Annotated in this window: 19 protein-coding genes; 10 read left to right on the top strand and 9 right to left on the bottom strand. The window is 37.4% G+C overall.

Annotation, left to right across the window (positions count from 1 at the left end; genetic code table 11):
• Positions 1 to 153: 153 nt before the first annotated feature.
• The 4 genes from AAJG31_RS11360 (at position 154) to AAJG31_RS11375 (ending at position 3,257) form a co-directional block, all read left to right on the top strand.
• Positions 154 to 339 carry an SE1832 family protein gene (locus AAJG31_RS11360; RefSeq protein ID WP_279493775.1) on the top strand — a complete coding sequence of 62 codons (186 nt, stop codon included), beginning with the start codon at positions 154 to 156 and terminating at the stop codon, positions 337 to 339.
• Between the two features lie 34 nt (positions 340 to 373).
• Complete coding sequence (locus AAJG31_RS11365; RefSeq protein WP_048393326.1) at positions 374 to 1,945, top strand: ABC-F family ATP-binding cassette domain-containing protein; 1,572 nt, start codon at positions 374 to 376, stop codon at positions 1,943 to 1,945.
• Positions 1,946 to 2,382: 437 nt separating this feature from the next.
• Entirely contained in the window at positions 2,383 to 2,787 is a 405-nt protein-coding gene (gene spx / locus AAJG31_RS11370) for a transcriptional regulator Spx (RefSeq protein WP_004225558.1), read from the top strand.
• A gap of 23 nt (positions 2,788 to 2,810) precedes the next feature.
• A complete protein-coding gene (locus AAJG31_RS11375) occupies positions 2,811 to 3,257 on the top strand; it encodes a MarR family transcriptional regulator (RefSeq protein ID WP_009371643.1) in 447 nt (148 codons plus the stop codon).
• Between the two features lie 106 nt (positions 3,258 to 3,363).
• Here the strand turns inward: AAJG31_RS11375 and AAJG31_RS11380 are convergent, their stop codons facing one another.
• Both AAJG31_RS11380 and AAJG31_RS11385 read right to left on the bottom strand, forming a co-directional pair.
• The gene (locus AAJG31_RS11380) at positions 3,364 to 3,912 is read right to left on the bottom strand and encodes an RNA polymerase sigma factor (RefSeq protein WP_036078118.1); all 549 of its coding nucleotides are present in this window, start codon (positions 3,910 to 3,912) and stop codon (positions 3,364 to 3,366) included.
• 303 nt (positions 3,913 to 4,215) lie between these two features.
• Positions 4,216 to 5,346: a LuxR C-terminal-related transcriptional regulator gene (locus AAJG31_RS11385; protein WP_279493774.1), complete on the bottom strand. Its 1,131-nt coding sequence runs from the start codon at positions 5,344 to 5,346 to the stop codon at positions 4,216 to 4,218.
• 192 nt (positions 5,347 to 5,538) lie between these two features.
• Between AAJG31_RS11385 and AAJG31_RS11390 the strand changes: the two genes are divergently transcribed.
• The 3 genes from AAJG31_RS11390 (at position 5,539) to AAJG31_RS11400 (ending at position 8,716) form a co-directional block, all read left to right on the top strand.
• Positions 5,539 to 6,294, top strand: a complete 756-nt coding sequence (locus AAJG31_RS11390) for a glucose 1-dehydrogenase (protein ID WP_048393320.1) — start codon at positions 5,539 to 5,541, stop codon at positions 6,292 to 6,294.
• An 18-nt stretch (positions 6,295 to 6,312) separates the two neighbouring features.
• Positions 6,313 to 7,056 (top strand): glucose 1-dehydrogenase, encoded by a 744-nt coding sequence (locus AAJG31_RS11395; protein ID WP_279493772.1) that lies wholly within the window; start codon positions 6,313 to 6,315, stop codon positions 7,054 to 7,056.
• A 277-nt stretch (positions 7,057 to 7,333) separates the two neighbouring features.
• On the top strand, positions 7,334 to 8,716 hold the full coding sequence (locus AAJG31_RS11400; RefSeq protein WP_054549083.1) for a dipeptidase: 1,383 nt from the start codon (positions 7,334 to 7,336) through the stop codon (positions 8,714 to 8,716).
• 58 nt (positions 8,717 to 8,774) lie between these two features.
• Here AAJG31_RS11400 and AAJG31_RS11405 read toward each other — a convergent pair whose 3' ends face one another.
• Positions 8,775 to 9,347, bottom strand: coding sequence for a nitroreductase (locus AAJG31_RS11405; protein ID WP_048393315.1), 573 nt, complete (start codon positions 9,345 to 9,347; stop codon positions 8,775 to 8,777).
• A 97-nt stretch (positions 9,348 to 9,444) separates the two neighbouring features.
• Positions 9,445 to 9,939 carry an amidase domain-containing protein gene (locus tag AAJG31_RS11410; RefSeq protein WP_004229655.1) on the bottom strand — a complete coding sequence of 165 codons (495 nt, stop codon included), beginning with the start codon at positions 9,937 to 9,939 and terminating at the stop codon, positions 9,445 to 9,447.
• Positions 9,940 to 10,121: 182 nt separating this feature from the next.
• Between AAJG31_RS11410 and AAJG31_RS11415 the strand changes: the two genes are divergently transcribed.
• Positions 10,122 to 11,144 carry a DUF2804 domain-containing protein gene (locus tag AAJG31_RS11415; protein WP_054549082.1) on the top strand — a complete coding sequence of 341 codons (1,023 nt, stop codon included), beginning with the start codon at positions 10,122 to 10,124 and terminating at the stop codon, positions 11,142 to 11,144.
• A gap of 91 nt (positions 11,145 to 11,235) precedes the next feature.
• Here the strand turns inward: AAJG31_RS11415 and AAJG31_RS11420 are convergent, their stop codons facing one another.
• On the bottom strand, positions 11,236 to 11,952 hold the full coding sequence (locus tag AAJG31_RS11420) for a glycerophosphodiester phosphodiesterase (protein WP_115674303.1): 717 nt from the start codon (positions 11,950 to 11,952) through the stop codon (positions 11,236 to 11,238).
• A 157-nt stretch (positions 11,953 to 12,109) separates the two neighbouring features.
• Here AAJG31_RS11420 and helD point away from each other — a divergent pair, with 157 nt between their 5' ends.
• Positions 12,110 to 14,335: an RNA polymerase recycling motor HelD gene (helD, locus tag AAJG31_RS11425; RefSeq protein ID WP_279493770.1), complete on the top strand. Its 2,226-nt coding sequence runs from the start codon at positions 12,110 to 12,112 to the stop codon at positions 14,333 to 14,335.
• A gap of 266 nt (positions 14,336 to 14,601) precedes the next feature.
• On the opposite strand, the gene AAJG31_RS11430 is transcribed toward helD, so the two are convergent.
• The 4 genes from AAJG31_RS11430 to AAJG31_RS11445 form a co-directional block, all read right to left on the bottom strand.
• Positions 14,602 to 15,471, bottom strand: a complete 870-nt coding sequence (locus tag AAJG31_RS11430) for a GNAT family N-acetyltransferase (protein ID WP_279493769.1) — start codon at positions 15,469 to 15,471, stop codon at positions 14,602 to 14,604.
• A gap of 347 nt (positions 15,472 to 15,818) precedes the next feature.
• Positions 15,819 to 17,651: an ABC transporter ATP-binding protein gene (locus tag AAJG31_RS11435; protein ID WP_279493768.1), complete on the bottom strand. Its 1,833-nt coding sequence runs from the start codon at positions 17,649 to 17,651 to the stop codon at positions 15,819 to 15,821.
• On the bottom strand, positions 17,651 to 19,372 hold the full coding sequence (locus AAJG31_RS11440; RefSeq protein ID WP_279493767.1) for an ABC transporter ATP-binding protein: 1,722 nt from the start codon (positions 19,370 to 19,372) through the stop codon (positions 17,651 to 17,653). The genes AAJG31_RS11435 and AAJG31_RS11440 overlap by 1 nt, the downstream gene beginning before the upstream one ends.
• A 66-nt stretch (positions 19,373 to 19,438) precedes the next feature.
• The gene (locus AAJG31_RS11445) at positions 19,439 to 20,335 is read right to left on the bottom strand and encodes an EamA family transporter (RefSeq protein WP_048393305.1); all 897 of its coding nucleotides are present in this window, start codon (positions 20,333 to 20,335) and stop codon (positions 19,439 to 19,441) included.
• Between the two features lie 186 nt (positions 20,336 to 20,521).
• On the opposite strand from AAJG31_RS11445, the gene AAJG31_RS11450 reads away from it, so the two are divergent.
• Positions 20,522 to 22,543 (top strand): GGDEF domain-containing phosphodiesterase, encoded by a 2,022-nt coding sequence (locus AAJG31_RS11450; RefSeq protein WP_279493764.1) that lies wholly within the window; start codon positions 20,522 to 20,524, stop codon positions 22,541 to 22,543.
• Positions 22,544 to 22,545: the final 2 nt, after the last annotated feature.

Below are 22,545 nucleotides of genomic sequence, written 5' to 3' on the forward strand. Positions count from 1 at the left end.
TTTTCACTCCAACAGCTCTTACAGTAGTTGGGACATAAATAAATTCAACAAGTACCCGATTGATTTTAAAGAATAAGCGGTGGGGGATTCTTAAAACCTCCATCGCTTTTACACGCATTCACTATAAAAATATTCTCAAAAGGAGTAGTCTTCATGCCAACAAAAAGTGATATTGAATACCAAATTAGAGAGTTAAAAATGGACTATATGAATTTACAAGGTGATATAGAAAAGTTGGAGTCTACTGGACACAACGATCAGGTAGCTAAGGCAGAGCAACGTCTTGCGAATATGGAAGCTCAATTAGCAAAACTTAACAAGCAGCTTGCAGAACTATAAAATGTAAACAAGAAAGATAGTTGGAGGAACAGATATGGCAATATTAACAGTAGATAATTTAGGTCATTCTTTCGGTGATCGTACACTCTTTAAAGATGTATCGTTTCGCTTAGTGGAAGGTGATCATATTGGACTTGTAGGGGCTAATGGTGTCGGTAAGTCTACATTAATGGGCATCATTACAGGTCAAACGATCCACGATACAGGAAAAGTTGAGTGGCTGCCTGGTACACACTATGGTTATCTAGACCAGCATACCGTACTAACGGCTGGTAGAACAATGCGTGAAGTGTTACGCGATGCCTTTTTACCATTATATAAAAAAGAAGAAGAACTGAATGAAATTACAGGCAAGATGGCAGACGCAACGCCTGAAGAATTAGAAGTACTTTTAGAACAAATGGCAGAAGTGCAGGATGCATTAGATGCAGGAGATTTTTATTCATTAGATATGAAAATTGAAGAGGTGGCACGTGGACTTGGCTTGGATGCCATTGGCTTAGAACGTGATGTAGCTGCTCTTTCTGGTGGACAACGCACAAAAGTACTACTCGCTAAGCTTTTATTAGAAAAGCCAAAAGTACTTTTATTAGATGAGCCGACGAACTATCTTGATGAGGAACATATTACTTGGTTGAAAATTTATTTAAAGAACTATCCATATGCTTTCCTTCTAATCTCACATGATACAGAATTTATGAACGAAACAGTGGATGTCATCTTCCAATTGGAATTTTCTAAATTAACTCGTTATACTGCAACATACGAAAAATTCCTTGAACTTGCTGAAATCAATAAACGTCAGCATATTGAAGCCTATGAAAAGCAACAGGAGTTCATCAAGAAGCAAGAAGATTTTATAGCCAAAAACAAGGCTCGTTACTCCACTACTGGTCGTGCAAAATCACGCGCTAAGCAACTTGATCGTTTAGAGCGAATTGATCGCCCAGAAACAGCTGTAAAACCAGAATTCGGTTTTAAAGAAGCCCGTTCGTCTAGCCGCTATGTTGTAGAGGCTGAGAACTTAGTGATTGGTTACGATAAAGACAAGCCATTACTTCCTCCACTTTCTTTTGCGATTGAACGAGGAGAAAAAATTGCTTTAGTCGGTATGAATGGTGTTGGTAAATCCACATTATTAAAAACAATGTTAGGTAAAATTAATGCGCTTGGTGGGAAAGTAGTCCGTGGTGACTACCTATATCCTTCCTATTTTGAACAGGAAGTAAAAGCTGAGAAAATCACGCCAATTGATGATGTTTGGAATGCATTCCCTTCTATGGAACAAGCCCAAGTACGTGCAGCTTTAGCAAGAGCTGGCCTAAAAACTGACCATATTACACGTCCGCTTAATTCTTTATCTGGTGGCGAGCAAGCTAAAGTGCGTTTATGTAAATTAATGATGGAGGAAGCTAACTGGCTTCTCTTCGATGAACCGACAAACCATTTAGATGTAGATGCAAAAAATGAATTAAAACGTGCCATGAAAGAATTTAAAGGTACCATTGTGCTAGTAAGTCACGAACCTGATTTCTATGAAGGACTCGTAACAAAAGTCTGGAATGTTCAAGATTGGTTTACTTCTGGACAACAAGGCCAAGACTAATTATTTCAAGGGCAGCTCCAACATGTTATGGGGCTGCTCTTTTAAATTTTTTTAACTTCTATGTATAAATAGCCTCATTTAAACATACTATAATCAGTGGACTAACAATTTTACCCCTACTTCCAACTAACTCTCTCCTACGAGACAACTTAGAATTCTAGTAGTTCCTATTAATTCAACATGGATTTTATAGCTTAAAAAGACATTTTCTATAGAGTTAACATAACTTACATCATTGTAAGCTGAATAAACGAAACTTTTTACGCTTATCTTCGTATATTTTAATATAACTGAAAAAATAATAATTCGATTGAGAAATTTTTTCAATTAACTATTGATTTATATATAGCTTACTAGTAAGATATATATGTAAACTATTAACTTACTAATAAGCTATTTGTAAAATATAATCTAAAAAAGAAAGCGAGGAATGAAGAATGACAGTTACAATTTACTCACAAGCGAGCTGTTCTTCATCCAGAAAAGCACTTAAATGGTTAAAAGATCACAACATAGAATATAAAGAAAAACGTATTACATCTCATCCACTTACACTTGCAGAATTCAAAGAAATTCTAAGTATGACTGAAGATGGCACAGATGAAATCATTGCAACAAACTCAAATGACTTTAAAAACTTAAATATCGACATCGACCAACTTTCTATTCAAGAGCTATTTGCTATCATTCAGGCACACCCAAGAATGTTGCGTAGCCCTATTATAATAGATGAAAAACGTATTCAAGTTGGTTACAATGAGATGGACATCCGTCGTTTTATCCCACGTAAAGTACGTGCTTACGAATTAAATGCGATGACAAGATTGGCACAAGAAAGTTAAAACAGTTTTGGAGATGACCTTCTATGGACCAAGAAAAACAAAAAGCCATTACCTCGTTGTTTGAAGTCGTTTCATCTATTGAGCGTAAGTGGGCAAACGAGTGGAATAATCATAATGTACTCGGCTTTTCAAAATCCCATATTTTAATTTTAGACTACTTATCGCAGGAGGGCCCAAAACGCCCTTCTGCTATTGCTGAGCGGTTAAAAGTAACTACTGGTGGTGTCACTGTTTTAACAACCAAGCTGATAAATGGTGGCTTTATTGAAAAAACACAGCATGCCACAGACCGCCGTGCTTCTCAACTAGTCATTACGGCTGACGGTGAAAACATATTAAAAGAATCTCGTCAACAAGTGAGCGAAATCATTAATAATATGTTTGGTATGCTAACAGCGGAGGAACTGCAAACCTTACGAACTATTTTCTCTAAATGTTTATTGGATGTGGAGACAAATCGACCAGATTAAAGCACAATAAAAAGATGCATTTGCAACTGTTTGCGAATGCATCTTTTTTGATTAGTCGACCAAATACTTCCGTCTAAGTACTGTGATGTGCGACCAATCTGCTTTATTACGCTGGTAGCACAGATTCCACAATAGCTGTATCTGACATGAGCATTTCTTTTAATCGAGCCTTTGCACGGAATAAACGAGATTTCACAGTACCAATGGAAACTTTCATAATTGTAGAGATTTCTGCAAGTGAGTATTGGTCTATGTAGAAATACCATAAAGTCTTTCTATAAATAGCATCTAATTGCTCCATTTTATCCTGGACTAGTTTTGTTACAATGTCCTTTTCAATTTTTTCTTCTGTAGAAATATCGTTATTGGGAACCAAATCTAGAATCGGCACGTCTAATGTTTCAGGTTGGTTCATCATATATTTGCTACGTCGTACTTTTTTACGATAGCGATCTCTAAATGTATTCATTGTAATAGTTGTCAGCCAAGCTTTAATATGCTCTACTTCAGCCACGCTATCTTCATAGCGTACAACCTTAACCCAAACTTCTTGCATTAAATCTTCAGCTTCTATATTATTGCGAGTTAGTTTTAAACATAAATGATATATATAACGATTGTATTCCTCGTATACGCCTTCTAATTTTTCATTCATTGTGTATGCCTCCGCTTCTTGTTCTTGCTTCTATACACATTCTCGCAAAATAATGTATTACACTCTATCGCATTGGCTTTCAATTTCATTACAATCGTGTAAGCTTAATCGCTTTCACTTGTAATATTCGTAAAAATTGTTTTACTACTATACTGCTTTCCCTCCAAAAAAGCTTTTGATGACAATAGTTACCTATTATTTAAACTATATTTTTAATAGTATTTATTATCAGAATATTAATTAGTAATTTATTGTCATTTGAAGAAACACAAAATGCACTCCTAATAGAAGTGCATTGGTGTGTTAGCTTAGCAGCCCTAGACGAAAGGCTGAGGCAACGACCTGTGTTCGATTCTTTGCTTTGAGCTTTGTCATAAGACTGCTTACATAATCCCTGACAGTATGCTCACTTAAAAATAATAAACCAGCAATTTTTTTATTATCATATCCTTCGGCAAGCAGGCCAAGTATCATCGATTCCCTTTCAGTTAAATGAAGCACTGTATTCTTCTCTACCTTCTCCCCCTTACGAGATAAAAATAAACCTAAACGCTTCCCTACTTCCTCAAGGAGTGTTAATTCTTCCTTTGTACAATCAAACTCCTCCCCTAGCTGATCAAATGTTAGCCATCCAAATAATTGCTCTTGACGCAAAATGGGAATAAAAATAATCGAGGATAAATTAAATAATTGGATATGCTCTTCTTTCACGTAATTTTTAGGATTTTTTAAATAAATGGGCTTTCTTGAACTAAGTATCGTGTTTTCCCCAGTCAACTCCCCTTTCATGCTTTGCACCTTAGGCAGCTCTGCGCCAATAACTCCATAAAATTGATTGGACCATGGGACATATGCGTAAAATACACATCTTTTATAACTAAAATACTCTTCACATTTTTTTAAAATCAGCGCTAAATCCTGATAACCTGAGGAACTAATAAGCAATTTATCAAGCCTATCTAATAATTGTAAGTGCCTAATTTTCTGATTTTCGCTAGCTATGTTACTAGTTTGGTTATCTCCCTCACAGTCATAATAAAGCTCTACAAGAAACGTAAATGTCGATAATACATACATGAAGATGGCGTTCGTTCGACTACTCTTCTGTTGAATCATAAAAGTAATCAACGATTTCTCAAATATTAATTGAAATAAATTAAAGCTCTTCCTATCAATAATGGACAACTGTGATTGAAGCCATGTGTTGAAAAAATACTTCTCATCATTATTTAATTCATCGATATTTGCATGTGTCATTAAACGCAAAAATGAATCTAATAGCATTGCTGTTCTTTTTCGATCTGCCCCAGTTATAGAAGGTTCTAGATTAAGGTAAATAATTGTATTCTCTTCAATTTGCTGATGATGGATTTTAATAAACAACACAAACTCTTGAAGTGTTACTTCTTCAATTGATTGAAATGGATGCGTCATAGGAAATTCTTCTCCTTCACACTAAAAATACCCCTATAAATGGAGGATATTCACTCACTATATTATACAGCATCTTATAGGATAGTATTTCAAATTGAAAGGAGTAAGATGAAGGTATCGCTAAACAATGCGAATACTTTTGAATCCTAAGGCAACCATATAACCAGAAATAATGAAAGGTGCGTGCTTGAAATGAGATTAGAAAACAAAGTGGCCATTATTACAGGTGGAGGTACAGGAATCGGGAAAGAAACTGCACTATTATTTGCTAAAGAGGGAGCAAAAATAGTTATTACTGATATAAATGAACAATCTGGGAACGATACAGTCCGTGATATTCAAACTATCGGCGGTGAGGCAGTATTTATCCGCCACGATGTTAGTAATGAAGAAGACTGGAAAAAGGTTGCAGATGAATCAATAAAAACATTTAAGAAAGTGGATATTCTTTTCAATAATGCAGGTATCTATATCATAAAACCCCTTGCAGAAATCGAGCTTTCTGACTGGAACCGCTTAATGTCCATCAATGTGACAGGTGTGTTCTTAGGCATGAAACATATTATGCCGCTTATGGCTAAACAACATAATGGTTCTGTTATTAATGCTTCCTCTATTGCAGGCTTAACAGGTGCTGCTGGTCACGTATTATATGGCGCTAGTAAAGGGGCTGTTCGCATTATGACAAAAGATGCTGCTATGGAGTATGCTCCATACGGCGTACGTGTCAACTCCATTCATCCTGGCTACATTGATACAGGTATGGCAGACTATGCATCAGCAACAACAGGAAGCTCAAAAGATGAATTAGGCAAAAACTTATTCCCATTAGGACGTTTAGGCTCTGTAAAGGAAGTAGCGCAAACTGTATTGTTTTTAGCTTCTGATGAATCTTCCTTTTCAACAGGTGCAGAATTCGTTATTGATGGCGGAGCAACAGCAAAATAATTAAAGGTGGTCATTTATATGAAACTAAAAGATAAAGTAGCAATTGTTACAGGTGGGGCTAGTGGTATCGGTGAAGCCACAGTTCGTCTCTTTGTAGAAGAAGGCGCTAAAGTCGTTATTGCCGATTTTTCTGATCGTGGACAAAGTGTTTCTGAAGAATTAAATAACAATGGTTCTGATACACTTTTCGTAAAAACAGACGTAACAAATGAAGCGGACATTCAAAACATGATAAAGGAAACCGTTACTAAATACGGTAAACTTGATATTATGTATGCAAATGCAGGCGTAGCTGACGATGCACCAGCACACGAGCTTTCTTTTGAAAAATGGAAAAGAACAATTGATATTAATTTATCAGGTGTATTTCTATCGGATAAATATGCCATTGAGCAATTCCTTGCCCAAGGAACAGGTGGCGTCATTGTTAACGCTGGTTCAATTTATAGCTTCGTTGCCTTACCAAACCCTACAGCCTACTCATCTGCAAAAGGTGGCGTTAAATTATTAACACAAAACCTATGTACTGCTTACGCTAAACAGGGTATTCGTGTAAATGCGGTGTGTCCTGGCTATATCGACACTCCTCTATTAGCTGAGGTCGATGCTCAGAAGAAAGAATATTTAGCATCCCTTCACCCACAAGGTCGACTTGGTAAACCAGAAGAAATCGCTAAAGCCGTTCTCTTTTTAGCAAGCGATGACGCAAGCTTTGTTAATGGTACAACGCTTCTTGTTGATGGTGGTTATACTGCTCACTAATGAGGCTTTGAATAGACTCGCCTGAAAGCTAGGGCATTTAATGATGCCATTCTAGCCGTTAAAAGTGCGAAGCGATCTGGCTGTTGTATCTGAACCCTTCACAGAAAAATGAAGAATTTATAATCCACTCAAGAAAGACTCAACCACAATTGCTATTTAGCTCTTGTGGTTTATTTTGTAGGTGCTATGTGTAATCTTTCAAGACAATTTAAGATTCCTAAAAGTAAATTGTGCTATACTATTTCTATTATCGAAATATTAGAAAGAGGGATGCTTAATGACTAATTTACAGCAAATTGATGCTTATTTTGCAGAACACCGTGAGGCACATTTAAATGAATTGAATGAATTTTTACGAATTCCAAGTATCAGTTCTTTATCCGAGCATAAAGAGGATATTCAACATGCAGCTGAATGGCTAGCCAGTGCGTTTGAAAAACTAAATCTTGAAAATATCTCCATTACACAAACAGCTGGGCACCCTGTTGTTTATGCAGACTGGCTACATGCAGAGGGTAAACCAACTATTTTATTTTATGGTCATTATGATGTTCAACCTGTTGATCCATTAAATTTATGGGACAGTGAGCCTTTTAATCCTACAATTCGAGACAATAAATTATTTGCTCGTGGTGCGAGTGATGATAAAGGACAAGTCTTTATGCACTTAAAAATGATTGAGGCATTGTTTGCTACAACAGGGACATTACCTGTCAATGTTAAGTTCATTTATGAAGGTGAAGAAGAAATTGGTAGTCCACATCTACCTGCCTATGTTGAACAATATAAAGAAAAACTAGCGGCAGATTTAATTTTAATTTCCGATACAGGTCTTTATGGTCCTGGGAAGCCTGCGGTATGCTATGGTTTACGGGGCTTAACGGGCATTCAAATTGATGTGCGTGGAGCTAAGGGAGATTTACACTCCGGTCTTTATGGTGGTGGCGTACAAAATGCTATTCACGCATTAGCTGAAATTTTAGCATCCTTCCGTGATGAGCATGGTACGATTCAAGTTGAAGGTTTCTACGACAAAGTGTTGCCATTAACAGAAGAGGAACGTGAGGCTTATCTTGCGCTTGGCTTCGATGAAGAGTCTGTTAAACAGGAAGTTGGCGTAAAAGAATTATTCGGTGAACAAGGGTATTCTTATTTAGAACGTACTTGGGCCCGCCCAACCCTAGAGGTTAACGGTGTATTTGGTGGTTTCTCAGGTGAAGGTATCAAAACAGTGCTGCCCGCTGAAGCTGGCGCTAAAATCACATGTCGTCTTGTACCAAATCAAGAGCCCGATGAAATTGTAGCACTTTTAAAAGCACATGTTGAAAAGCACAAACCTGCTGGTGTGGAAATCAACATTTCTGAATTCGATAAAGGCCGTCCATTCCTAACGCCTTTCGATCATCCATTTATCCAGGCTGCTGGACGCTCCTATGAAAAAGTGTATAATGTACCAACAGCATACACACGTGGCGGTGGATCCATCCCTATCGTCGCTGCGTTTGATGAAATTTTAGATTTACCTGTAGTGCTAATGGGCTTCGGTCTATCAAGTGAAAACTTCCATGCACCAAATGAACACTTCCATTTAGAAAACTTTGATAAAGGCTTACGTGTTCTTAGTGATTATTTATATGAGGTTTCAGGATTACAAAAATAAATATCGATTAATTAAAAAATCCCCTCACTGTCAAAGTGAAGGGATTTTTTTACTTTGATTACTCACCAAAAATCGTAACGATATCAGCTGCTTGTTTGCGCTCTTTACCTTTTGGCACTTCATCAAAATAACCAACTTGTAGCATAGCAATGACACGCTCACCTGGCTGTACCTTTAAAGCTTCACGGAATTTTGGATTATCTAGGAAGCCTGGTGTTTTCCAGCAAGAGCCTATGCCTCTATCCCATGCCAGTAACTGCATGTTTTGAATAAATGTACTTGCTGCTGCATAATCTTCTAAACGTTCTTTTTGACGCGCATCCTCTGGAACGATAACAAAGGCATAGCCACCTGGTAATGTAAATTTCAACATCTGCTTCGCTAAATCTTCGCTTGAAAGCTCCTGCCATTTAGGAATTGTTAAGTCACGTAATAGCTGATGAAGATTTGTTAATTCCTTTCCACAGGCAACAACTAATCGCCACGGCTCACGATTACCATGATTGGGAGCCCATACTGCATCGTCAATAATAGCCATTAAATCCTCACGCTCTACAGGCTGGCCATTAAACTTTTTAATGGAACGACGTTGAATAATTGCATCTCTAACAGATAAAATTTGTTCGCTCATATATCAATTCTCCTTCTACCATAAGACAACATATTAGAATTTATCTCTTCTATCTTTCACATTATCATATATTTGTATGCTTTAAAACTACCTGTTCCTAAGCAAAGCTGTCATCTATATGATAGAAAAAGTAGGTCATGCTTGGCGTATAGGCGGTGGAATCCTCATAAAAATAAGGTCGATTAATACTATCTGAGGTGTGGGCATTCACATAAGGAATACCATTTTGAATACTTGTAACAATAACGGAATGGTCAATTCTACCATTCCCTTGAAAATCATAAAAAATGACATCTCCTAGCTCTAGTTCCTCTGCATATTGAACACGTCTACCCTTCAATCCTGTTGTAGAACCTTCTAAATACCATCGTAATGAATGGGCAACAGACCAGCTAAAGCTCCAATTCCCTTGCTGAATCCACCAGCCTTTCTCTCTACTTGGTGCACCTCGCATCGGTGCCCCTCCTGCAAGTAAACACTGAGATATATAGTTCGTGCAATCTACATCAAAATTTGGAAAAGCAGGATTGCGTCTGTTCCACCACAAATTAGCATATTGAACTGCAGCCTGCCTATTATACATTTTTGCCATACATAACCTCCTCATGCCATCATATGTCTATTTAAGCATTTCTATTAGTTAGGTCCTTCCTCATAATTCTTATTGAAATCCATTATATTCAGCATGTTCCTTTCCAATTTCAAGAACATTTTTGCTACAATAAGGATTAAAGATATGTCAATTTTATTTTATGACCAGAAGGGATGTTGAATGTGAGGCAGCATGCTGAAAAAGAGATTTTACAGCCAACTCTTTTATGCGATAAAAAAGGTAATTTAAATCCAGCAGCCATCGGATTTGCACGCAAACCACTTATTAATAGCAATTTAAGCGGCCATCTCATGCGCAAAAAGAAATGGAACTATTGGTGTGTCTACGGTGATGAAATCTTGTTTTCAGCTACGATTAGTCATCTAGATTACGCAGCAGTCTGCTTCGTTTATTTCCTTGAATATGAAACACAGCGCTATTTTGAAAAAACGATCACAATCCCCTTTGGTGGTAAACTAAAAATGCCTACACAGGTTTTAGAATCTGTTTCATTTAAAAATAGTGAAATGATGATTGATTTATTATATATACAAAATGAAACACATCTATCTGTTTCCATACCAAACTTTGACGGAGATGTTTTACGAGCAAAGCTTATCATTCAGCACCCACCAGCGGACGAAACCTTAAATGTAGTCATTCCTTGGAATCGCAAAACATTTCAGTTCACAGGCAAGCATCACATATTGCCAACATCAGGTGTTGTCACAATTGGTACTCGGCGTTTTAATTTCTCAGCTGAGGAGAATTTTGCTGTGTTGGATTATGGACGAGGTGTATGGCCACGTGAAGCATTATGGAATTGGGGAATGGCCTCTCAACGAGTACGTGGACGACGCATCGGACTTAATTTAGGAGGTAAATGGACAGATGGCACAGGCATGACTGAAAATGCTGTTTTTGTTGATGGTAAAATGACAAAAATACATGAGGATTTATTATTTCAATATGATTCTGAAGATTACATGCAGCGTTGGAAAGTGAAAACAAAATTTTCTAATCAGGTCTCCTTAACCTTTTCACCCTTTTTTGAGCGTATAGCCCAAACGAATGCCAAACTAGTTAAATCAGAGGTACATCAACTATTTGGCTATTACGACGGTTCTATTTTACTCGACAATGGTGAAACACTGGTTATTCAACAAATGCTCGGATGTATTGAGGAACATCGTGCAAAATGGTAAAAACCCTCTAGAAGACGTTGCTTTCCGTGGGTATTTTGAAAATGCAAATGATTCCACGGAAGCTTTTGTCTCCTAACTGTCCACTTTTGCTCTAACTAAGGGCTCTTAATATTTTTTCTGGATCATCTGTAAATATCGCCTGTACACCGAGCTGTTGTAAACTTCGAGCATCGCGTTGTTCATTGACGGTATACACACGTACAGTTGCACCTTCAGCGAGAGCTAGTTTAACTGATTTACGGAAGGAAGTTGGCAAACTTACATGTAACGCCTTAGCTGGTATAAGAGCAATGTAAGTTGGGAAATCCACCAGCACCTCTGCAAACAATGCTGCACTTTCTATATAAGGCGCTATTTTTGATATTGTTTGCAATGATTCATGATTGAAAGATGAAATGATCACCCGCTCTGTCATTTGCTGTGCTGCTACTTCTTTGAGCACGAGCGCTTCGATTCCTTCATATGCAATAATGTCTGTTTTCAGTTCAATATTGATACGGTGATTGGTACCTGCAAATAACTCCAACACTTCCCCTAAGGTAGGAATTACTTCATCTCCGAACTCCCGTGAAAACCACGAGCCAAAATCAAATGTACGTAATTGTTGTAATGTAAAATCTTTTACATAGCCTGAGCCATTGGAGGTACGATCAATGGTCTCATCATGAATAACCACTACCTCTTTATCTGCGGTTAAATGAACGTCTAGCTCTATCCCTGCTATAGGAAGCTTTGATGCTGCTTGAAAGGCAGCCATCGTATTTTCTGGATAGTTTATCGAAACACCTCTATGTGCAAATATGTCCAAATTCAATAACCTCCTCTATTATTATTCAAAGAAAAACCTTCCAGCCCCATGTAATAGTTGCATAATTAACATTTTAGCTTTCACTTGCTGGTAAATATTATATATAGTAGTATGATAATCTACTTTGAAATTGTAAGTACCTAGGAGGTGCTAAAAAATGACTGTACAACATCCAGATTTTCAGGCTGAAGTAGAGCGGTTAGCGTATACCCAAGGCTATATGCAACAAATATTAGACGAATCACAACGAGATTTAAAATCTGCTCAAGAAAATATCCGCAAATCTATGGCCGATCTTGATTACTTAGATTCGAGTTTAAGTTATTTAAATATCTTAACAAATGCCAGATTTTTTGAAATGGCACGTAATCAAAAAGAAGGTCTAGAGGCCGTTCGCAAGAAGCCCTATTTCGCTAGAATCCATTTCCAAAAAACCGGTGACCCAGAAGAATTCCTTTATATTGGGAAAACATCACTATTTCATCGTGAAACCCATGAGCCCATTATTGTTGACTGGCGCTCACCCGTAGCTAATGTTTATTATGATGGACGTCTTGGTGACATGGAGTACGATGTCCGTGGTGAAGTTCATAAAGGACATCTCTTTGCTAAAAGGCAATACAAGATCGAAAATGGCGAATTACTCGATATACGAGATATTGATCTAACAACAAATGATGAACTACTACAAGAAGCATTAGCTGGAAAAGCTGATGTCCGTCTAACTGAAATTGTTTCAACCATTCAAAAGGAACAAAATGAAATTATTCGAGCACATCTTCGTCAACCAATTATTGTGCAAGGTGCTGCTGGTAGTGGAAAAACAACCATTGCTCTACACAGAATATCCTATTTCCTTTATACAATGGGTGAACATTTTAATCCTGAGCAGCTCATGATTTTAGCACCGAATAAGTTATTTATTGATTATATAGGCGATGTTTTACCAGAGCTTGGCGTCGATAAAATATGCCAAACTACTTTTACAGACTACGTTCTTTCTGCCACTAAATTAAAGCTTAAGCTTCAAAATCCAAATGAACAATTAGAATTGCTCGTTGCTGGAGGCAGTCAGCCTACTGCCTGGATTGCTGAAATGAAAGGTTCACTTTACTATCGTGATGTCATCGAACGCTACGTACAAAAGCTGGAACAAAAGATCGCAGAGCAATTCGAAGATGTCTATATTGAAAAATACTGTATCATGCGTGCTTCCCACCTGAAGAAGCTGTTTTTATATGAATTCTCATATATGCCTATCGAAAAGCGACTTGAACATATTAAAAAGGTCTTAGCAAGCCATGTACGTCAAAAAAAACAGGCTGTTTTAGCTACACTCCATAAAAAGTATGATGAAGCATTGGGTAAAGCCTTAAATGGAATTCGAGATGATGAAAAACGGCGACGTGTTGTCACAAAATTCATTGATGAGCGTGATGAACGAATTCCTGCCATTGAAAAAGAAACGAAGACAACGGCATCAGCTTATATGCGTCGCTTTCCCAAACATAATATTAAAACACTCTATCGTACCCTTCTCACCGATGCAGAATTATTAGCAGAACTCGCCCCTGAATGGCATTACCTTGAACAGCAACAATTTTTGCAGGCACATCGTAAAGAACAATGGGCACTCGAAGATTTAGCTGCACTATACTATTTACAAGCACGTTTAAAAGGCATTGCAGATGAATGGAAGATGCGTGTTGTCTTTATCGATGAGGTCCAAGATTACAGTTTATTTCAGCTTGCTGCTTTAAAAGCAGGTCTTGATACAGATATGTTTACTATGGTCGGTGATTTAGCACAAGGTATCCATAGCTATCGCTCATTAACAGCCTGGGAACCTGTCCAAAGCTTATTTCCTCGTGCAAGCTTCCGCACTTTGCAAAAAAGCTATCGAACAACAATTGAAATTATGGAAGTCGCGAATCAAATTCTAGCACAGATGAATGAACAGCTACCTTTAGTAGAACCCGTTGTGCGTCACGGTAGCGTACCAAGTTTTATTCAAGCGGAGCAATTTGATGCCTTCAAAGTTAAAGAGATCTTTGAAGCTATTCGTCAAAATGGCCATCGATCCATCGCTTTAATTTGCAAAACTACTGCAGAAGCCATTACTATGCAACAGGCATTAAAAGACAATGATATTGCTTCACAACTACTAACGGAAAATGAATCTATTAATCAAGAAATGTTACTTGTTGTGCCAAGTCACTTAGCTAAGGGACTTGAATTTGATGCTGTCATTGTAGCTGCCTACGATACACCATTTTACGATACACCCATTGACCGAAAGCTACTTTATGTAGCTCTTACACGAGCCATGCACGAGCTATACTTAATCGGTCCATCCAAAAAGACATTTTTATTAGAAAATTAAAAAGTCGCTAAAAGGCGACTTTTTTCTTTGCATCATTAATTTCTTGGGGGTAATTTATAAAACTTCCCTTTGGATAAATAAGCTTTCACAACTTTCCACCATGAATTAGGGGCTTCCTTCGGAGGAGACTTCTTCTTTGGCAATGCTGGCATGCGCATGATCACGACTCCTTTCTTAAAGCTTATTAATATTATATGAAGATAGTAGGTGATTATGATAAAAAAGGGCGATGAGTTGATATTAAATACCTCTCATCACCCTTTTTTCTATTGTTTTACATAATAATCAATTTGCTGTGCTTTCATAAAGCCTGCTTTTTCATAGACAGAAAGTGCTTTTTTATTGTCTACTTCTACATCTAGCATGACAAACGCTGCACCAACCTTACTCGCATAATCCTTTGAAAAGGAAAGAAGGGCTGTCCCAATACCTTGTCCTTCACAATTTGGATGTACAGCAAGTGCTGTTACCCACTGGATTTCATTTTCCTTAGCTGTAGTCACTGTGCCAACAACTGCACCATCTCTGTAAGCAACCCAAAGCTCTCTTCCATTTGTTGATGTATTAAAAGCAATAAGCTCTTCTGATTCTTTGGGTAGATCTCCAAAAGCCTCACAATAAATAGTAATCAGTTCAGCTTGCTCTCCGTTATAGGCTTGAATATTTATATCACTTCGTAATGTAACAGGCTCTGCTTTTGTTTCTAGGGTCGTTTCTGAAAAACTATAGGTAAACCCTTTGTTTTCAATAAATGTGTGCCCATAAGGGGAACCATCAATTACTACAGCTAATTGCCCCTCTGCCCCTCTTTCTTTTAGCCCTACTTGTATACCCTCAACTAACGCAGTTCCAATACCCTTTTGTCGATATGCAGGTGTCACCACTAATGACCACTCATATGTATGAAGTCCCATTAAGTCGATAGCACTAGCAGCACCAACTAGTAAATCCTTATCATCCTCATACGCTAGTACCATGAAGCCTTTATTCTCGAAAGAGCTAGCCATAGGTACATTCATAATGGTTTCATAGACTCGATAATCTTGAACTGTTGCTTCTTCACATAATAACTTTACTTCTTTCAATGTTTCTCCATCTAATGGAAAAGACACTGTCATCACTGAAATATTCATCATTTACTCCGTTCCTGTAACAGACTATTGCCCTATTGTAGCAAGAATGAAAATAAGCTGGCAACAAAATATATTAATACCCGCTATTAATCAGAATTTTACTTCAAATATTAGAAAAATAAAAGGATTTATACTATAAAAATTCAGTAAAATGACTGAAATTTACTAGAAATAATATACTAATTTTTCTAAAATAGAGATATTTATTCTTTCACAACCCATTACTTTTAAACTATCTACTGCTTCATATTTTAATAATGTTATATAATAATTATACCATTTATTCAAATTAATAACATTTTTAATTCAATAAAAAAGAGCAACTTCAAATGAAATTGCTCTTTTTCCATCTATTCCTCAAGATGGTATGTGGATGAATGCAGCATTTGTGCATAAAGACCACCTGATTCGATGAGCTTTTGCTGAGGTCCAGCCTCCACTAATTCCCCTTTATGCATCACTAAGACCATATCGGCATTATGGACAGTATTTAAACGATGTGCGATCACAAAGCTCGTGCGCCCTTGCATTAACGTATCGAGTGCCTCTTGTATCGCCAGTTCTGTCACAGTATCGATACTGCTTGTCGCTTCATCCAATAGTAAAATTTTCGGATCAGCTATAAGTGCCCTTGCTATAGAAAGTAATTGCTTTTGGCCTTGGGAAATCTCGCGTCCATCCGCTGCAAGAATAGTATCATACCCATCCTTTAGTTTCATAATGAATTCATGTGCATTAGCTTGCTTGGCCGCTTCCTCAATCTCTGCATCACTCGCATCCAGTCTACCATATCGGATATTCTCGCGAACAGAAGCCTCAAACAAAAATGGATCCTGTAAGACAAAGGCCATTTGTGAACGAAGGGATTGTCGATCAATTTGCTGTACATTTATACCATCAAATAATACCTCTCCCTTTGAGACGTCATAAAATCTTGCAATAAGTTGAAGTATTGTCGTTTTACCAGCCCCCGTTGCACCAACAAGGGCTACCGTTTGACCAGGTTCCACTTTAAAATCTACATTTTTTAGTGTGTACCCCTCTTCTTCTAGTTCATATTTGAAGTACACCTGCTTAAACGTTACATGTCCCAATAGCTGATGCTTTTGTGCTGACACATTTTCTGCCTCTGGTTGTTCATCAAGCAAGGAAAATACACGTTCTGCACCAGCAATGGCTGACAGTACTGTATTAAACTGGTTTGCTAAATCATTTAAAGGACGTGTAAATTGTCGTGCATATTCAGTGAATATAACAATTACCCCTATCGATACATGTCCATATAACGCAAGAACTCCTCCTACACCTGCTACAATGGTAAAGCTCATATTATTTAAGAAGTTCATAACTTTAGGAATATAACCTGAGTATGTCTGTGCCCAAAAACCAGTTCTTTTTAAGCGCAAACTTTTTTCACGAAATTCTGCTTTCATTCGCTCCTCTTGTGAAAATGCCTTCACAATCCGCTGTCCTGAAATTGTTTCTTCGATCATCCCGTTTAAGGCGCCAATAGCTACCTGCTGTTCTTTAAACAGTGGTGCTGTACGACGTGTAATCCATCGCATCGCCCAAAACATCAGTGGAATAATGATCATCGTCAGAACTGTCAGCAATGGGCTTAAACTGAGCATAATAATGACGGTTCCACCAAGCGTAAGAACACTTGAAAATACCTGAATAAAGGAACTGTTCAATGTTGAGCTGACAGCTTCAATATCATTCGTCATTCTACTCATCAATTCTCCATGCTGACGACGATCAAAGAATGCCACTGGCAGTCTTTGAAAATGAGTGAATACACTTGTCCTTAATCTATAGATCGTTTGCTGGGCGATGCCAATCATCCAATAGTTTTGTAGGAAAAGTGAAACGGCTAATAACACATAAATACCAATTAATAAGCCAATCCCTTTATCTAAGCCTGAAAGCTCGCCATGCATAACATAGTGATCAATCATTTGACCGATTACATAAGGACCAACTAAAGCTAATATGGAGCTAATCATCACTAATAAGAGCACCACAATAAGCAGTGCACGTTGTTCGTCGACAATTTTCCATAACCGCAGCAATGTACTTCTCCAATCAGCTGCACGTGGCCCCTTCTTTTTCTTCACACCCTGTTTCAGATCATCTTTTGTCAAAAGCGGTTCATAGCCAAAAGGTTTCTGGAAAAATCCCATTAATCCTCCACCTCCTGTTGAGAGATAGCTATTTTTTTATAAAGCGAGGAAGTCTCTAAAAGCTCTTCATGTGTGCCATAAGCAACTACTTTTCCAGCATCAATCAGTAAAATGCGATCTGCACCTTTAGCTGTACGTATTTTTTGCGTAACAACAAGCATCGTTGCTTTTTCTTCACTCAGTGCCGCCCACAAAGACTGTTCAGTTTTCACATCTAAAGCACTAGTACTATCATCAAGCATTAAAATATGTCCCTGTCTCAAAAGAGCTCTAGCTATAGATAATCTCTGTTTTTGCCCCCCCGATAAATTGACACCTTTTTGCCCAACCTTGGTATCATAACCATTTGGAAAATCTTCAACAGATGCATGAATTTGCGCCTGCATTGTAGCCTGTAATACAGCATCCATTTCAGCCTGTGTATCTCCCCAACGCACATTATCTGCAATACTTCCTGTAAATAACAATGACTGCTGGGGGACATAGCCAATCACTTCCCGCAACTCTTGTAAATCCCAATGTTGCACATCCTGACCTTCCACAAGTATTCTGCCTTGCGTTACTTCATAGAACCGAGGAATGAGCTGTAATAATGTTGATTTTCCTGCACCAGTTGCCCCCATGATCGCTAGTTTCTCGCCAGACTTAACTTGAAAGCTCACATCTGACAGAACAGGAACATCTCCTCCTGGATAAGTAAAACTAACATGGTCAAAGGTTAATTCTCCATATTGTGTGGCATGACCTACTTCTTCTAAAAGAGATGTATCTTCAACCTCATTTTCAATGGAAAGGATTTCTGCCATACGTTCTGCAGATGCCTTTGCACGTGCGTAGAAGATAATAATAAAAGCGAACATTGAAAATGAGCCTGTCATACGCATTGCATAATTCACAATAGCCACAATATCACCAAGTGGCGTTGTTCCTGTAGCAATTTGTTTTGTACCAAACCATAAAACTGCGAGCAGGCTCATATTCATAATGAACAAAAGAACCGGCATAATATATTCCATTATGCGTAAGGCCTTCACAGTATCAACCTTTAACCGTGATGCAACTTCATCAAAGCGTGTAGCCTCATATGCCCCTCTTAAGTAAGCCTTTACTAATCGTATCGCCTGTAAATTCTCCTGTAAAACTCTGTTTAAACGATCGACCCTCTTTTGTACACGCCCAAAATAAGTCACACCTTTTGCCACCATAAAAAGAAGAAAAATAAAAATGATCGGTGCACCAATAACTAAAAATAAAGCTAATTTCGGATTTACGACAAAAGCCATAATAATGCTTCCTATCACAGCAAGTGGCGCTCGAAGCATAATACGTAAGCTCATAAACAGCACCGTTTGTACCTGTGTAACATCATTTGTTAATCGAGTAATAAGCGATGCAGTGGAGAATTTTTGATAGGTTGCTAGCGTAAAGGATTGAATCCTATCAAACAGGGCATTTCGAAGGTCATACGAAAAGCTTTGAGCTGTATGTGAAGAAAAATAAGAATTGATAACGCCCGCCAGAAAGGCAACAAAAGATAGCCCAAGTAAAACAGCCCCCCATTGCAAAACCATTCCTTGATTTTGTGCCCTTACTCCCTCGTCGATTATTTTTGCCATAATGAGTGGCTGCACAAGCTCTACAAATAACTCTAAAAGCATTAAACATAAAGCAAAAATAGCTGTCCATTTATATGGCTTTACATAGGAAAAAACTTCTTTCATATTCTTTCCCCCTTGTTGGTAGATAAAATTTAATGATAGTTAAAAACTACTAACACTATAGTATATTTATGCTTTTTCTCCTGCTATAGAAAGCCAGGTTACACAAACAAGCATAACGAATACTCCTATTAATTGCCAAAAACCTAAAGAAGTACCGAAAATAATAACAGAGATCACCATTGCTGTTAATGGTTCAATACTAGAAAGAATGCTCGTTTCAACTGCCGTAATGTATTTCATACTACTTAAAAACAATATAAAAGCTACTGTTCCAAAAAATATTAAAGCAACTAATAACATTAAAATTTTAAAATCTACTAGAACAACCCATTGAGTGGACTGCTGCCAAACACGGCTTACTAAGCCCAAAGTGAAGCCACCCACCAGCATCCCCCAGCCCACTACTAAAAGCACACTCCACTCCTTCATTAAGCGTGCAGGATACAAGGTGTAAAATGCAAATGTTAAGCCTACTCCTATTCCCCATAACAAGGCTTTTGGACTAATAAGTAAACTTTCAAATGATGCATTCGTTAGTAACAGAAATAACCCTATAAGGGTACCAATAATACCTAACACTTGATATTTTGGTGGCCATTTCTTTAAACTAAGAGAGACATACGCGACAACAAATATTGGCGCTAAAAACTGTAGTAAGGTAGCAAGCACAGCATTACTTTCATTAATTGCAGCAACAAATGTAAATTGGACACCAAGCATACCTGCAATACCAAAAACTATGAGTTGCCTCCCCCATAGCTTGTGCTGCCAAATTCCAAAAATATTTTTTCCTGTTAACAATAAATATGTAAGTAGTAATATACCTGCAACCGATAAACGGATTGTTAACATAAAGGATACAGTCAAAGGTGTATGATTAAGCAACCACTCCATTAAAGGGCCAGTTGCTCCCCATAACATAGCACCCGAGACGATAAATATTATTCCTTTTAAACGTTTCATACCAATCCTGCTTCCTATATACGTACTAAAAATTGTTACTTTTCTTCAAATCATTTCTTATATTTCACTAGAAAAGTCCTATTAATTTTTACTATCAAATATTTACAAATATATTCATAATGACTAATTCCCGATTATTATCTATAATATTAGTATATATTGATTACCCAAGGAGATCGAATAATCATGAGTCATATGCATAAATCATTTACGATTGATGAACATTATTTAAATTCACTTCCTTTTCCTGCAATTATCATTAATCAAGATGGACAAGCAACAGTCTGGGGAAAGAGTGCTGAACATCTGATTGGCTTATTAGCTAATGATATTAAAGGAAATACTACTCCATCTATACACGAAAATCTACTGCGTCAGCTTCCTGTCGAAACACTTCAATCTATTTTACAAAATGAGGACAGTACGTATCTAGAAAAAATTCAAGTACACACAACTTCAAATGCAGAAATAACAACAGCTCTGCTAGCTAAACCTTTTACAGATGAGGGAGAACGTTTTATTCTATTGATTTTTATGCTCCCAGAATTAATGACGCAGGCTATCTCTCAATGCAATACCTTTGTAAACCTTAAGCAAGGTTTAGATGCAACCTTTATGACTGTTACACTCGATCACGATGGATTTATCTTGGAATGTAATAATGAATTTCTAAAAACAAGCCAATGGACACCAAAGCGTGTTATCGGCAAAACCTTTTGGCAACTGTTCCCTGATAATGAAATGAGTGAAAAAATTACACATACGATCTGGCGTAATTTAAATAATGGTCATACATGGCAAGGAGAAGTTGAAAAAATTACAAAAACGGGGCAATCCTATTGGGTGCTACTAACGGCTATTCCCCTCGTTAATCTTGAAACAAATGAACAACAGTTTATCCTAATTGAAAAGGATGTAACAAAATCAAAAACGATTCAACACCAGCTTGAAAAAATTGCTTACATCGATACAGAAACTGGTTTGATGAATGCACATCGACTTGAAAAAGTAATCACCAATATGATTGACGATGAGAGACACTTTTCATTTGTTTATCTAAGTATTGATAAATTTTATACACTTAAAGAATTACATGATCAACAAATCGATCAAAGCCTTATTGTTGAATTTACAAATCGTATAAAAATGTATTTCCAAGATAGCACGATGGCTCGTATAAATGAAAATGATTTTGTTGTCATTACGCCTTTAAGTGAATGGTTTATTCAAGGCTTTTTATCTTACTTACAACAACATCCGATTTATAGCGGCAATATTGCTGTACCAATTTCTATTAGTGGTGGCATAACTAGATATCCTGAGGATCAATCAACATTCTCTCAGCTTATGAAGGCATCCATTGCTACTATTTCTACAGTCCGTGAGGCTGGCGGAGATAAAATTGTTTCTTTATCAACAGCAACACATAAGGCTTTAAATCGTAAAGCATTAATTGAAAAGCGCTTACTCCAAGCACTTGACCAAAAGAACTTGAAGGTACTCTATCAGCCACAAATCGATGTGTATTCTGGAAAAGTTACTGCTGTTGAAGCACTTGTACGTTGGGAAGATGAGGTCATAGGTGTCGTAACGCCTGATGAGTTAATTCCTATCGCTGAAGAAACAGGCCTAATTAATAATATTGGGTCCTTCATGCTGGAAAAGGCTTGTGAACAAGCATTACTTTGGAAAAAGGCTGGCTATGATTTAAAAGTATCTATTAACTCTTCTGTACGCGAATTCCGTGATAAGAATATGGCAAAATCTATACTTGAAATGATTACAAAAACAGGTTGTCCAGCGAACCTATTACAAATTGAGATTACTGAAAAATTTGCTTTAGAAGCTGAAGCCGCAACGTCTATTGCACAGCAAATGCGTAAGCTTGAAAACGAAGGCATTTCTTTTGTATTAGATGATTTCGGTACTGGCTACGGCTCATTTAGATATATGCAAATTTTACCAATAAGTACATTAAAAATCGATCAAACGTTTACAAATTCACTCTTGAAATCCGAAAAGAGCCAAAAGCTTATGAATGGTATGGTACAACTAGGTAAATCCATGGAATTGAAAGTGGTCGCTGAAGGTGTAGAAACAGCTGAACAAGCAGATCTATTAATCACTTACGGCTGCGATGCCATTCAGGGCTATTATATTAGTAAACCTGTTACACCTGAAGAGATTGAACTATTACTGACAAAATAACA

It is taken from the genome of Lysinibacillus sp. BS3 (genome assembly GCF_039614735.1).
Taxonomy (GTDB): Bacteria; Bacillota; Bacilli; order Bacillales_A; family Planococcaceae; genus Lysinibacillus; species Lysinibacillus capsici.